At 43.3% G+C, this 14,203-nt stretch carries 9 protein-coding genes; 8 read left to right on the top strand and 1 reads right to left on the bottom strand.

Translation table 11 applies throughout. The features are described 5' to 3' along the window. Positions 1 to 22: 22 nt before the first annotated feature. The 5 genes from BLS28_RS22600 (at position 23) to BLS28_RS22585 (ending at position 6,771) form a co-directional block, all read left to right on the top strand. Positions 23 to 2,500: a glutaminase family protein gene (locus tag BLS28_RS22600; protein ID WP_091172687.1), complete on the top strand. Its 2,478-nt coding sequence runs from the start codon at positions 23 to 25 to the stop codon at positions 2,498 to 2,500. 122 nt (positions 2,501 to 2,622) lie between these two features. Further along, entirely contained in the window at positions 2,623 to 3,114 is a 492-nt protein-coding gene (locus BLS28_RS22595) for a hypothetical protein (RefSeq protein ID WP_143020847.1), read from the top strand. A gap of 140 nt (positions 3,115 to 3,254) precedes the next feature. Beyond that, complete coding sequence (locus tag BLS28_RS22590; RefSeq protein WP_176844543.1) at positions 3,255 to 6,359, top strand: AsmA family protein; 3,105 nt, start codon at positions 3,255 to 3,257, stop codon at positions 6,357 to 6,359. Between the two features lie 53 nt (positions 6,360 to 6,412). Next, on the top strand, positions 6,413 to 6,538 hold the full coding sequence (locus BLS28_RS31415; RefSeq protein ID WP_256337516.1) for a hypothetical protein: 126 nt from the start codon (positions 6,413 to 6,415) through the stop codon (positions 6,536 to 6,538). Then, a complete protein-coding gene (locus BLS28_RS22585; RefSeq protein WP_256337515.1) occupies positions 6,535 to 6,771 on the top strand; it encodes a phytase in 237 nt (78 codons plus the stop codon). The genes BLS28_RS31415 and BLS28_RS22585 overlap by 4 nt, the downstream gene beginning before the upstream one ends. 312 nt (positions 6,772 to 7,083) lie before the next feature. Here the strand turns inward: BLS28_RS22585 and BLS28_RS22580 are convergent, their stop codons facing one another. After that, the gene (locus BLS28_RS22580) at positions 7,084 to 7,644 is read right to left on the bottom strand and encodes a thioredoxin family protein (RefSeq protein ID WP_091173119.1); all 561 of its coding nucleotides are present in this window, start codon (positions 7,642 to 7,644) and stop codon (positions 7,084 to 7,086) included. Between the two features lie 153 nt (positions 7,645 to 7,797). Between BLS28_RS22580 and BLS28_RS22575 the strand changes: the two genes are divergently transcribed. The 3 genes from BLS28_RS22575 to BLS28_RS22565 all read left to right on the top strand — a co-directional run bounded on the left by BLS28_RS22575 (position 7,798) and on the right by BLS28_RS22565 (position 13,689). Continuing rightward, positions 7,798 to 8,826, top strand: coding sequence for a glycoside hydrolase family 53 protein (locus BLS28_RS22575; RefSeq protein WP_091172680.1), 1,029 nt, complete (start codon positions 7,798 to 7,800; stop codon positions 8,824 to 8,826). 176 nt (positions 8,827 to 9,002) lie between these two features. Next, complete coding sequence (locus BLS28_RS22570; protein ID WP_218134497.1) at positions 9,003 to 12,353, top strand: VCBS repeat-containing protein; 3,351 nt, start codon at positions 9,003 to 9,005, stop codon at positions 12,351 to 12,353. 10 nt (positions 12,354 to 12,363) lie between these two features. Then, entirely contained in the window at positions 12,364 to 13,689 is a 1,326-nt protein-coding gene (locus tag BLS28_RS22565; RefSeq protein ID WP_091172678.1) for a vanadium-dependent haloperoxidase, read from the top strand. Positions 13,690 to 14,203 lie beyond the last annotated feature (514 nt).

Below are 14,203 nucleotides of genomic sequence, written 5' to 3'. Positions count from 1 at the left end.
AACCAAAAGTAAAACGTAGTTTATGAACCGCATTTTTAAAAAAACGTACTTGCTTGTTTCCGGACTGGCAGCATCGTTTGTTGCACAAACAGCGCTGGCACAAGATAAGATGCCGTCTTATCCGCTGATCACGCACAACACTTATTTCAGCATCTGGTCAAACACCGATAAGTTAAATGAATCAACCACCAAGCACTGGACCGGGAAAGATCAATCGTTACTGGGCCTCATTAAGGTTGATGGCAATTACTACCGTTTTATGGGCGCATCGGCCGTTAATTATAAAACCATTTTAGCAGCTACCGACGAAAAATCGTACAACAGTCAATACCTGGCCGAAACTGCCCCGGCAGAAGGCTGGGAAAAACCGGGCTTTAATGATCAGGGCTGGAAAAGCAGCGCTGCGCCATTTGGCGATGAACGTGCAGGCAAAGGCACTGAATGGAGAGGTAAAGACATTTGGGTTCGTCGTAAATTTAATATTGCCGAATTACCGAAAGGCCGTTTAATGTTGAAAATTTATCATGATGATGAAGCCGAAGTATACCTGAACGGCCAGCAGATTGCTGCCGAAGGTGGTGCTAACGGCGATTTTGAAACTGTTGCATTGCCTGCCAGTGCAAAATCGAATCTGAAAGCAGGCGAAAACGTTTTGGCTATCCATTGTAAAAACACCGGTGGCGGCTCGTTTATTGATGCCGGTCTTGCTGAAGAAGTGTTGAGCAAGGATGACGAAGCCGTTAAACTGGCTGAGCAAACCAGCGTTAAAGTTACAGCTACCCAAACCGTATATAACTTTAAAGCAGGGGAGGTAAACCTGAAACTTACGTTTACTTCGCCATTGGTTATGGGCGATTTGAAATTACTTACCACCCCGGTATCATACATCACTTACCAATTGAAATCAACCGATGGGAAAGCTCATGATGTTCAGATCTATCAGGGGGTATCAAGTAATCTGGCTGTAAATACACCATCACAGGAAGTTACTGCGTCAAAATACAGTCAGAACGGCCTTAAGCTGTTAAAAGCGGGCACCGTGGAACAACCCGTATTACAGAAAAAAGGTGATAACCTGCGTATTGACTGGGGCTATGTTTATGTTGCTTCGTCAACCGCCGGAGCTAAACAATACATCACTCCCGAAGGTGAGGCGGTATCATCATTCCTGGGCGCCCAAAAAGGTGAAACTACGGCTACTGGTAAACAATTCATGTTAAGCACGGTATTACCATTTGATAAAGTGACTGCTGCGCCGGTATCTAAATTTATTTCGGTTGGGTATGATGATATTTATGCTATTCAATACTTTAAAACCAATTTAAGGCCATGGTGGAGGAATGCTCCGGGTGCTACTATTGAAGGCGTACTGAGCGATGCTACCAAAGCTTATGCTAAAGTGATTGGCACTTGTGTAAAAACAGATGCTAAGATCTGGGCCGATGCGGTTAAAGCCGGTGGTGAAAAATATGCTAAGTTATGTGTAATGGCTTATCGTCAAAGTATTGCCGCGCACCAATTGGTTAAAAGCCCGGAGGGCGAATTGCTGTTCCTATCCAAAGAGAACTTTAGCAATGGCTCAATCAACACGGTTGACATTACTTACCCTTCGGCTCCAATGTACCTGCTATACAATCCTGATTTGTTGAAAGGTATGATGAACGGCATCTTCTATTTCAGCGAAAGCGGTAAATGGAATAAACCTTACTCATCGCACGATTTAGGTACTTATCCATTGGCCAACGGCCAAACTTATGGCGAGGACATGCCGGTTGAAGAAAGTGGTAACATGATTATCCTTAACGCTGCTTTAGCAAAAGTTGAAGGCAATGCCAACTATGCTAAAAAACACTGGAAAACATTAACTATTTGGACTGAGTATCTTGCTAAATCAGGTTTTGATCCGGGTAGCCAATTGTGTACTGATGATTTTGCCGGTCACCTGGCACACAATGCCAACTTATCAGTAAAAGCTATTGTAGCCATTGACGCCTACGGCGAATTAGCCGGTATGTTAGGTGATGCCGCAACCGCTAAAAAGTACAAAGCTATGGCTAAAGACATGGCTAAAAAATGGGAATACAAAGCCAACGCGGGCGATCACTACGGCCTGGTGTTTGACAGCAAAGATACCTGGAGCCAGAAATACAACATGGTTTGGGATAAAGTGTTGGGCTTGAAATTATTCCCTCAAAAAGTGTACGATACCGAGCTTAAATACTATTTAGCACACCAAAAAGAGTTTGGTTTGCCGCTTGATAGCCGTAAAACCTACACAAAAAGCGATTGGATCCTTTGGACTGCATCTATGGCCGATAACAGAGCTGATTTCAACGCTTTAGTTGCTCCGGTTTACAAATTTGCTACCGAAACTTCATCACGCGTACCACTAAGCGACTGGCACGAAACTACCAACGGTAAAATGGTAGGCTTCCAGGCGCGTAGCGTAATTGGCGGCTATTATATGAAAACTTTAAGGGATAAGTTGGCGGCTAAGTAAAGCCACCAACTTTAATAATTGGAAAGGGAGTCTGCATAGCAGGCTCCTTTTTTTGTTCTGGTATATTTTTATACATTTAGATCTGACTTCACTACAAAAGATAAACGACTAAATCAATTTTAATGCGGAGAGTAATAATTGTTATATTAGGATTAGCCCTAATGGGTTTTATCGGCACTTGTATTTATTTCGTTGCTGGTGTAAGCTCTACCATCCCACCGATAAAAAAGTATGTATTCTTTGGTAATGTCAATAGCTTTTTATTGGGAATGCAAAAATATGCGGCGGCTGATTCGGAAATACTCTTTAAAATAACAGATACGACTGGAAATAAGCAAAACGGCTATGGAATTTATATGAATCTTGAGATAAGAAATTCGAACTCAGACATAGAATACAATTTAAAATGTGGAGAAAAAGACAACGAAGGCATACGAAGTACAATAGTCAAACTAATTGGGATCCACGATAAAAATAATTACAAATTAGGGGGGTATGGAATAGAGGGCATCGGAGTTAGACAAATGGTATCTGATTTTGAAACTGGCTTCTTAGTTAAATTAAAAGAAAAAGAAGGGGTTGCTGTCAAACCATATATTGACAATCACAGATAAATCAAGCTTGTTAATCGGTTTTTTACCCCCCTCCCTCATCTTTCCCTAACATTACAATCATCATAATTTGATATCCAATAATTAGGTTTTATGACTATTTTCATGGCTCGTTAGCTATAATAATTTCTATGCCGCTCCCCTTGAAAAAAATATTGGTTAAAACGCTTAAAATAAGCGCCATCACCGTTGTTAGTTTATTGCTGTTGATGTTCCTGTTACCTTATCTTTTTCCCGAAACAGTGACTCAGAAAATAAAGCAATGGGCCGCCGGCAGCGTAAACAGCAAGCTTTCGTTTTCGAGTACGCGCTTATCATTTTTTAAAAAGTTCCCGTCGCTAACCCTTACGCTTAATGATTTTGTGCTGAATGGCAGCATACCTTTTCAAAATGATACGCTGGTTTCTGCTAAAGAAATTTCATTGGCTATCGATCTTTCTTCGGTTTTTAAAAGCAAGATCAATGTAAACAAGATCTATCTCGACCATGCACTGATCAATATCCAGGTTGACAGTGCCGGTAAAGCCAATTATAATGTTTACAAATCATCTCCTCCCAAACAGGATAATAAAGCTGATACCGCCAGTGCATCGTTAGGCATTGAACAGATCCTGATAGACAAAAGCCACCTGGTTTATGACGACCGCTCGCTGCCCATGAAGATCAACGCACGGGAACTGAACTACAAAGGAAGCGGTGATTTAAGCAAAGACATCTTTGACCTTTATAGCCACGTAGATGCCGCTTCGGTAGATTTTTATTACGGCAATAAGGCCTACGTGCTCAGGAAAAAAGTAAATGCCGATCTGGTTACCAGTATCAATACCAAATCATTGGCCTTCGCATTTCAAAAAAACGACCTGCTTATTAACAAGCTGCCGGTTAAATTTAAAGGCCGGTTTGAATTCCTGAAAGATGGTTATGATATGGATTTCAAGATCAGGAGCGATCAGAATGACCTTGGTGACGTTTTTACCGCCATTCCGGATGAATACGCCAAATATGTTGATAACATGGATATCAGCGGTAATGGCATCATCCAGCTTGATCTTAGCGGAAAGTACATCGCCTCAAAAAATATTATGCCCAACCTGGGTATCAGCATGAAAGTGCGCGACGGTTCCATCGTTAACAAAAGTACTCCTGCGCCGGTTAAAAACCTGTACCTGAATATGGATGCCAGTTTGCCTGGCCTCAACCCCGACAGTTTAAAAGTTAATATTGATTCGGTTTATTTTAATATTGGTAAGGACTACTTTGGTTCGGTGCTGAAATTAAAGGGAATCAAATCGCCATATATTTATGCTAAAGTGAATACCGAAATTGACCTGGAGCAATGGTACAAGGTTTTTGGCATTAAACCATTCCAGGTAAAAGGAAGGTATGGTTTGCATTTACTGGCCGAAGGCAAGTACACCACCGGCATCAGGAAAACGGGACTAAGGCAAAAGATTGATACCGTGATAACCAGTATTCCCCAATTTAAACTCAAGTCGACATTCAGGAACGGGTATTTTAAGTATAGTAAATTGCCGCAGTCCATCAACAATATCAGTTTTGACCTGGATGTCGCTTGTCCGGATCATAACATTGCCAATGCCACTGTGAATGTGCGCAACCTGAACATTAATGCACTTAATAATTACATCAAAGGCTATCTGAAATTAAGCAATAAGGCTGGTGCATTGATTGATGCCGGGTTGAATGCTAAATTCCATTTAGACGATATCAAGCAGTTTTATCCGGTTGATAGCATTGATTTCCGTGGTGATTTTGATGCTAACCTGCAAAGTAAAGGCAGGTATATTCCGGCCCGCCGCATCTTCCCGGTTACGAATGCTGAGATCAATCTAAAAAACGGATACATCCAAACCAAATACTATCCGCACCCAATGCAAAGTGTACAGGTTAGCGTAAATATTTTTAACAACACAGGCTCGTTAAAAGGGCTTAAGGTGGATATTAAAACGGTATCCTTCAATTTTGAAGGCCAGCCATTTTTACTGAGGGCCAATCTCCGCAATTTTGATGACCTTGACTATAACGTAACTTCTCGAGGTAGCCTGGACCTGGGTAAGATTTACAAAGTGTTTGCCGTAAAAGGATATGATGTGAACGGGTTTGTAAGCACCAACTTTAAACTGAAAGGTAAGCAAAGTGATGCAACCACCGGCCACTATGATAAGCTGGACAATTCGGGCAGCATGAAAGTGAAGAACATCAAGCTTACTACCGAGCTGTTCCCTAAACCATTTTTTATCACCAACGGCGTATTCAGCTTTAACCAGGACAAAATGAAGTTTGATCAGTTTAAGGCTAACTACGGTAAATCGATAGTGGTGCTTGACGGTGCTTTATCTAATGTGATAGGCTATGCCATGCAGCCAAATTCGCCATTGAAAGGCGAGTTTAATCTAAAGAGTGATTTGATTATTGCCGATGACTTCATGGCCTTTGCCGGTGTGCCTGCGTCTGCCAAACCAACCAAATCATCTGGTGTGATCCTGGTGCCTGCAAACCTTGATCTTAATTTTGCTGCTGACGTTAAAAAAGTAAAATACAGCGGTTTGGATATCAGTGACGCCAAAGGCGCAATGAATGTTACCAACGGGCAGATCGTACTTAAGCAAACTGGTTTCAGCCTGATAGGTGCCCCTGTAGTGATGGACGCCACTTATGGCAGCATCAATCCGCAAAAAGCATTTTTTGATTATCACATCAATGCGAAAGAGTTTGATATTCAGAGGGCCTACCGCGAAATCAAGTTGTTTCATGATATGGCAACTTCGGCCGAGCATGTACAAGGTATTGTATCTTTAGACTATAAGCTTGCGGGTAAGCTAAACAGCGATATGAAACCGGTTTATCCATCATTAAAAGGCGGTGGCGTACTTTCTGTAAAACAAGTAAAAGTATACGGATTGAAATTATTAAGCGCGGTTGGCAAGCAAACCGGTCATGACAGTGTTGGCCACGGTGATGTGAAAAAGGTTGATATCAAAAGTACTATAGCTAACAACATCATGACTATAGAACGAACCAAAATGCGGATTGCAGGTTTCAGGCCAAGATTTGAAGGACAGGTGGGTTTGGATGGCAAACTGAACCTGAAATTCAGGCTGGGGCTGCCGCCCTTCGGTATCTTCGGCATCCCGATGACTATCACCGGTACCCAGGATAAACCTATTATCCATTTGGGCAATGGCAAAAAAGAAGATGAGCTGAAAGAAACGCAGGAAGAAGAATAAAAGCGGGTTGAGCAGACTGGCGAATTCATTTGTGAAAGAAATAGAAGCGAGGATTGTGCGAAGAGCAGGTAGGTGTACGCCAGTATTATGCCGACCCCGAAAAAGGCGACCAGGAGCTGGCTATATTCGGCACCGCAGGCTTAATGCCGACCATGAAGGGATCTCGATTTATAAGTTGAATGATACAACGGGTTACATTCTGGTATCCGGTCAGGGCGCCAACCGCTTCCAGATTTTCAGCAGGGAAGGCACAAAAGCAAACCCTTTTGAACATACACTTTTGAAAATAGCCAACGTTGCCGCCAGACAAAGTGATGGCAGTGACGTAACCGCCACTCCTTTAAATGGTACCTTTAAACATGGCATTTTTGTGGTAATGAGTACCGATAAAACTTTTCACTATTACCGCTGAGAAGACATAGCGGGCAAAGAACTTAAGGTAAAATAGTAGCACAAAAAACTCTCGTGTGGCCATATCTTTTTTATTTTACTATTAAAAAAAAATGTCATTTCGACGAGCTCTGGGTGGTATTTGTGCGTTGGAGGCGAGGAGAAATCTTCTACGCCCTGCTTTTACAAGCACAGTTGCAAAGCTTAATGTAGAAGATTTCTCTTTAGCCCCATCGTTCATGCCCGTCCGGCTCTATCGAAATGACATTTTTTAAATATGTACACACACAGTAGCCTTCAGATAGGGTTGGGGCGAAAGTTGTTTTTACCAGAATCATAATAGCTTATTTATAATATCTAAAAACTCCAGCTGAAAACTTTCACCTTTATCCTCGTTATACCATTTCTGCAATGCTATCTTTTTTTCGCTCATTTCAATATGGTCTTTCACCATTTGCAGGTATAATCGCTGGCATTCGGCCGGTCGCGGCCCCCATGTCGCAAGGTCTTGATTATTTTCATCTGCAATAACGATCTTGGGTATTGACCGGGTGCCATTGGTAAGGTAACTTTCAATCAAGAATGGCGGCGAATCCCTTAGCTGATAATCAACTTTAATAAGCGGGTTTAGTTCCGAAAGGCGATGCAGGAACGGTATAGTATGCGAAGCATCGCCGCACCAGGCCTCGGTAATAACCGTCCATAATTGTGGTTTGCTGATCTTTTCGATGGCATTTGTCAAATCCGGGTTCAGTACGCCAACCTTTAGCCAGCGCTGCTGGCGCGACCAATTAAGCTTTGTATAATTTAAATAATCCGGGTTATCGTACGGAGCACGCGGATTAGGGCTGTTCAAAATATCGAAAAATAGCTGCTGATATGCTGTGAAATCCATAATAATTGCATTTGGCGCCATTTATGGCACTTCCTTTTACGATATGAAATTAAATAATGTGCGTGTGAATTTTGTTGATGTAGATTAATTTCGATAACCTTTACCGGGCTATGATTAATATACTATGTATTTTTGATTATCAAAGCGGGGTACATGAAAATTAAAATAAACAAACTGCTATTAACAGCAATTAGCCTGGTGTGCACCGGCGCTTTATCTGCCTACAAATATTCGCCGGCCAAAAATGTTCCGGTTAAGTTTAAGCAGATCATGGGCGCCGATATTTCATTTATCCCTCAGTTGGAAGCTGAGGGGCATAAGTTTTATGATAACGGCGTAAACAAGGACCCTTTCACCATTTTGAAAGATCATGGCTTTAACTATGTACGGCTTCGCATATTCAATAATCCTAAGGCCGATAGCGGGTACTCGGCAAAAGGCTATTGTGGTTTGGAAGATACCAAGAAGATGGCTCTGCGTATTAAAGAAGCCGGAATGGGCTTCTTACTCGATTTTCATTACAGTGATAACTGGGCCGATCCCGGTAAGCAATACAAACCCGCCGCCTGGAAAAAGCTCAACAACCAGCAACTGCAGGATTCTATAAAGGCATTTACCCGGCTTACCTTGCTGGCCCTAAAAAAGCAGGGCACGCTGCCCGATATGGTGCAGGTAGGTAACGAAATTAACCACGGCATTTTATGGCCCGACGGCCGTGTCAAAAACCTGGATACCCTGGCTGGCTTTTTAAAGGCTGGCATTAACAGTGTCAAAAGCGTGAGCAGCAACATCAGGGTAATGCTGCATATTGCCTGCGGCGGGCAAAATGCAGAATCAAGATACTTTGTAGATAACATGCTCAAACGCGGAGTTAATTTCGATATCATTGGCCAATCATATTATCCCGAGTGGCATGGCACACCGGATAGTTTACGCAACAACCTTACCGACCTCGCCGCCCGTTATACACAGGATGTGATAGTGGTGGAATATTCGCGGCGCAAACGCGAGGTAAATGATATAGCTTTTTCACTACCTGGTAATAAAGTTAAAGGCACTTTTATTTGGGAGCCCTTTAGCTGGGGCGAAACCTTTGTTGATAAACAGGGAAATATTAATGCGCATATGGCTACTTATGACAGCATTAGTAAACAATACCATATTCGGCTGTCCCTTGAATAGGAGGATCATGATACGCTTTGGCTTTATCATAGGATAAGTACAGGCAATTCCAATTTGCAGAGTCACTATATGTAGCTTCTTAAGGCGATTTTTCTAAAAATGCTTTGCATGTAGAATAATTGTTATATTGACATCAAATTTGCGATGCCTATTTATCGCAGCCACAATAAACCACAATGAAGATATTCCGGTTCCCCCTCCCGCTTAAAACGCGAAAAGAACGATCGTTTTTGATGTTTCCTGTTGTAAGTACGCTGATGTTATTTGTAGGGTGCAATCATGAGCCCTCTGCCAACTCACAACAACCCTTGTTTAAACTGTTGCAGCCGGAACAAACCCATGTTGATTTCGCCAATACCTTAACCGAAGGATTAAACACCAACGTGCTGATGTACGAGTATTTTTATAACGGTGGTGGCGTGGCTGTTGGCGACTTAAACGGCGATGGCTTGCAGGACCTTTATTTTACCGGCAACATGACCGATAACAAATTGTACCTGAACCAGGGCAATATGCAGTTTAAGGATATCACTGCTGATGCCGGAGTAGCAGGCAGGCCCGGTCCCTGGAAAACGGGGGTTACCATGGCCGATGTTAACGGTGACGGTAAGGTGGATATCTACATATGTTATTCGGGTAAAGTACGGGCCGGGAAGCGGGTTAACCAACTGTTTATAAACCAGGGAAACAATGCCGCAGGTGTGCCCATGTTTAAAGACCAGACCGCTGATTTTGGCCTCGATTTCCCATCATTCAGTACACAGGCATACTTTTTTGATTATGACCGGGACGGTGACCTCGACCTGTTGTTAATTAACCACAACCCAGGCCGGATCAGTATTATGGATGATGCCTTTGTTAAGGAGATGTCGGCCAAAAGGGATAACGAATCGGGGATCAGGCTGCTGCGGAATGACAATAATCATTTTACTGACGTTACCGCCGGTGCAGGCATTATCAATACGCCACTATCATATGGCCTTGCAGCCGGTATCGCCGATATTAACGGCGATGGATGGCCGGATATCTACGTATCCAATGATTACAGCATTCCCGACAGGTTGTACATTAATAATGGGAAGGGCAGTTTTGCCGATGAGCTCCAGAAACAGATTGGTCACAGCTCGTTTTACTCTATGGGGAATGATGTCGCCGATATTAATAACGACGGCAAACCCGATATCTACACCCTGGATATGCTTCCCGAGGATAACAAGCGGCAAAAACTGCTGTTCGGTATTGATAATTACGAGGCCTTTGACCTGAACCTGAGGGTGGGCTTTTATTACCAGTACATGCGTAATATGCTGCAGGTCAATAACGGCAATAACTCGTTCAGCGAGATAGGACAACTGGCAGGGATCTCTAATACAGATTGGAGCTGGTCGCCCCTTTTTGCCGATTACGATAACGATGGCTGGAAAGACCTGTTTGTAAGTAACGGATATACCCGCGACTATACCAACATGGACTTTTTAAAGTTTATGGGCGATAACATCAAAGACAGACGCGTAATGCGGCAGGACCTCCTGGATATTGTTAACCAGATGCCATCATCGCAAATGAAAAGTTACCTGTTTAAAAACAACGGTAATACAACGTTTACCAATAAAAGTGAGCAATGGGGCATAACGATGACATCAAACAGTAACGGCGCCGCTTATGCCGATCTGGATAATGACGGTGACCTTGACCTGGTGGTCAATAATATCAATCAACCGGCTTTTGTTTATGAAAACCAGGCCGCTAAACAGAATGATAATCATTATTTAGCTTTAAAATTAAACGGCAGCGGTGCAAACACGCAGGGGGTAGGCGCTAAGGTGAGCATTTATTCGGGCAATAAAACGCAATACCTGGAGCAAATGCCAAACCGTGGTTATCAGTCAACCGTGTCAACGATACTGCATTTTGGCCTGGGGAAAGATAAGCAGGTTGATTCATTAAGGATTACCTGGCAAAGCGGCAAAACACAGTTACTTCAAAAAGTAAAAGCTGATAAACAAATTGTCTTAAATGAAAAGGATGCGTTAGGCACCAGTCCTGCACAAAAACAAATTAATCCGATATTTAAAGAGGTGCCGGCCCCTATCGCAGGCAGCGAAATCGATAACACTACCAATGATTTTAAACGGCAGCCGTTAATGGTTAACTCGATATCATTTTCGGGTTCCGTCCTTACTAAAGGTGATGTAAATGGCGATGGGCTCGAGGACATTTATGCCGGTGCGCATGATGGCAAAGCCGGTGTTTTATACCTGCAGCAAAAAGATGGGAGATTTATCAGCAAGGCTCTTGCCGCCTTTGAAGCCGATAAAAACAGTACCGATGCCGCAGCTTTATTTTTTGATGCCAATGGCGATGGCAAGCCCGATCTGTATGTAGCCTCTGGTGGCTATGCCGATTATAAACCGGATGACGCGCTGCTGCAGGACAGGTTATACCTTAACGATGGTAGAGGAAACTTTAGCAAAGCTAAAGGTGCCTTGCCCAAAATGATCAGCAGTAAAAGCTGTGTAAAAGCGGCCGATATCAATGGAGATGGTTTTCCTGATCTGTTTGTTGGCGGAAGGGTAATACCCGGGCAGTATCCCGAAGCACCCGAAAGCTATATTTTGATCAATGATGGCAAGGGGCATTTTACCAATGAAACTGCAAAATATAACCCGGCATTGAAAAATATAGGGATGGTGACCGATGCTGCCTGGGTTGATATGAACGGTGATAAAAAGCCCGACCTGGTGCTGGCCGGCGAATGGATGCCGATCACGGTTTTTGAAAATAGCGGTGCTAAGCTAACCGATGCCACAACAAAATACTTTGATAAAAAATATGCCGGCTGGTGGAACTGTTTACAGGTAAGCGACATCAACCATGACGGCCATCCGGATATTATAGCCGGAAACATCGGTTTAAATACGCAATGTAAAGCAAGCGATGCCGAGCCTGCGGAAATGTTTTATAAAGATTTTGATGATAACGGCTCCATTGACCCGATGCTTTGTTTTTACATCCAGCATAAAAGTTACCCCTTTGTAAGCCGCGATGAATTGCTTGACCAGATGAGTGTAATGCGCGGCCGGTTCCCCGATTATAAAAGCTATGCCGATGCTACCATGGACAAGATTTTTACTGCCGAAGAGATGAAAGATGTAAAAAAACTGACAGCCAATGAACTGGCTACAGCATGTTTTATCAGTAATGCACAAGGAAAATTAAAACAGGCGACGTTGCCTTTACAGGCTCAGTATTCGCCGGTTTTTACCATTACTTCATTTGATTACGATCATGATGGCAAGGAGGATCTTTTGCTTTGCGGCAACATCAACAAGGCCCGCATCCGTTTCGGTAAATATGATGCTAATTACGGCGTATTGCTTAAGGGTGATGGCAAGGGTAATTATCAATACATAAACCAGCAGCAATCGGGCTTCAACATCCGGGGCGATGTCAGGAGCGTGCTTCCATTAAATAACGTTTTACTATTTGCCCTTGATAAAGGCAAACTAAAGGCATACAAGCAATAATACAAAGGCAATGAAAAAACTGTTAATGCTAATACCTGCCTGCGGCTTATTTGCGATGATAAGCTGCAGCCCGAAAAAGCAACCCGAACTAACCAACCAGGACGTGAGCAAAGTTGTTGGCCATATGACCAGCGTAATGATCCATGATGTTATCAATCCACCATTGGCCGCCCGTTTTTTTGCTTATACCTGCCTTGCCGGGTATGAGGTAGTTGCCGAAAACGACAAACAGACCAACAGTATGCGCGGTGTATTAAATCAATATCCCGATATCAAACACCCCAAACAAAATACAGGTTATAATTATCAGCTAAGTGCGGTACTGGCCATGTTTGAAACATCTGCCAGGCTGTTACCATCGGGTACGTTGATGCTGGGCTACGAGTCTTCCTTTATTGACTCGTGCAAAAATATTGGCTTCAGCAGCGAAGTGATCGACAGTTCAAAAAGCTATGCCAAAACAATCAGTAAACAGATCCTGGCTTATGCCAAGGCCGATGGTTACCGGAAAATAAATAACTATCCACGCTATAAGCTTAAGCAAACACCCGGTAGCTGGGACCTGACCCCGCCTGCTTACATGTTGCCGGTTGAACCATATTTTAACACTATCCGGCCTATGACGCTTGATTCGGCCGCACAATTTGTTCCTGATGCGCCTATTCCATTTTCAACGGATAAAAACTCAACTTTCTATAAATACCTGCAAATGAGCTATGCCAAAAGCGGTAACGGCTTAAAGCAGGAAGAAAAAGATATTGCCAACTTTTGGGATTGTAACCCTTTTGCTGTTCAAAATGACGGGCACATGCTCATCGGCCTAAAAAAGATCTCGCCGGGGGCACACTGGATGGGGATAACGGCCATTGCATGTAAGCAGGCTAAAGTAAACTTCTCTAAAACGGTGCAAATCAATACCGCTGTAGCCATAGGCCTGCTGGATGGTTTCATTTGCTGCTGGGAAGACAAATACCGCACCAACCGCATCAGGCCCGAAACGGCCATCCGCAGGTATATAGACCCGCATTGGAAACCCCTGTTGCAAACTCCGCCGTTTCCGGAGTATATCAGCGGGCATTCGGTAGTTTCGTCAACAGCTGCTGTTATCCTCACGCATTATTTCGGCGATAACTTTAAATATACCGATGATGTGGAAGTAAGTTATGGCATCCCGCCAAGGCATTTCAGTTCGTTTACCCAGGCTGCTAAAGAAGCCGCTATTTCCAGGTTTTGGGGCGGTATCCATTTTATGGATGCTATTGATAATGGTATTATTCAGGGAAATAAAGTGGGCAACCTCGTTGTTGCTAAAATGAGCGGGCAAAAGAAATCGTAGATATAAGCATGGTTGTTATGAGCGGTGGCGAAAGGGTTTTTCGATAAGTGGAGTTGCTATACAGGGCGAAGATGGTGCTTTCATCTCTCATGACAACTTAAAAAGGGTGTCATGCTGAGTGATTTAAAGCTGTAGGCTCTGAAGGGGAAATAACAAGAGAGGGCCTGTCATTCTGAGTGTTTAAATCCGTGGCCTCTGAAGGTGAAATGACATAGATTTGCTGAACCGTGCAGTGTGGCCGACCGAGTTATAGTGCTTATTGCCTGTTGCTGAGTATGGTTCCGAAGCAAGAGTCTGAAGGTATGGTACGATCCCTTGTGTGGGTGATTTGTCCGATGGGTAGCCTGTCTTTTCTTTAAACTCCTTCGGGCACGGTTTAAAAAGCGTTATAAGTATGGAAAAGATGCATTTTCATGCGGCAGGTATAGATATTGGAGCCCGCAAGGTATTTGTGGGTCTTGAAGGCCAGCCGGTTCGTTCGTTTGAGACTTTCACCAGTGATCTGGTATCACTT

The organism is Mucilaginibacter gossypii (assembly GCF_900100945.1).
In the GTDB taxonomy this organism is placed as follows: domain Bacteria; phylum Bacteroidota; class Bacteroidia; order Sphingobacteriales; family Sphingobacteriaceae; genus Mucilaginibacter; species Mucilaginibacter gossypii.
The sequence above is the reverse complement of the archived record's forward strand: the minus strand, read 5'-3'. Positions and strand labels throughout refer to the sequence as shown.

Excerpts from the sequence above, each read along its gene's own strand:
- BLS28_RS22565 (WP_091172678.1), top strand. The coding sequence starts at position 12,364 with ATGAAAAAACTGTTAATGCTAATACCTGCCTGCGGCTTATTTGCGATG.
- BLS28_RS22570 (WP_218134497.1), top strand. The coding sequence starts at position 9,003 with ATGAAGATATTCCGGTTCCCCCTCCCGCTTAAAACGCGAAAAGAACGA.
- BLS28_RS22600 (WP_091172687.1), top strand. The coding sequence starts at position 23 with ATGAACCGCATTTTTAAAAAAACGTACTTGCTTGTTTCCGGACTGGCA.
- BLS28_RS22575 (WP_091172680.1), top strand. The coding sequence starts at position 7,798 with ATGAAAATTAAAATAAACAAACTGCTATTAACAGCAATTAGCCTGGTG.
- BLS28_RS22595 (WP_143020847.1), top strand. The coding sequence starts at position 2,623 with ATGCGGAGAGTAATAATTGTTATATTAGGATTAGCCCTAATGGGTTTT.
- BLS28_RS22580 (WP_091173119.1), bottom strand. The coding sequence starts at position 7,644 with ATGGATTTCACAGCATATCAGCAGCTATTTTTCGATATTTTGAACAGC.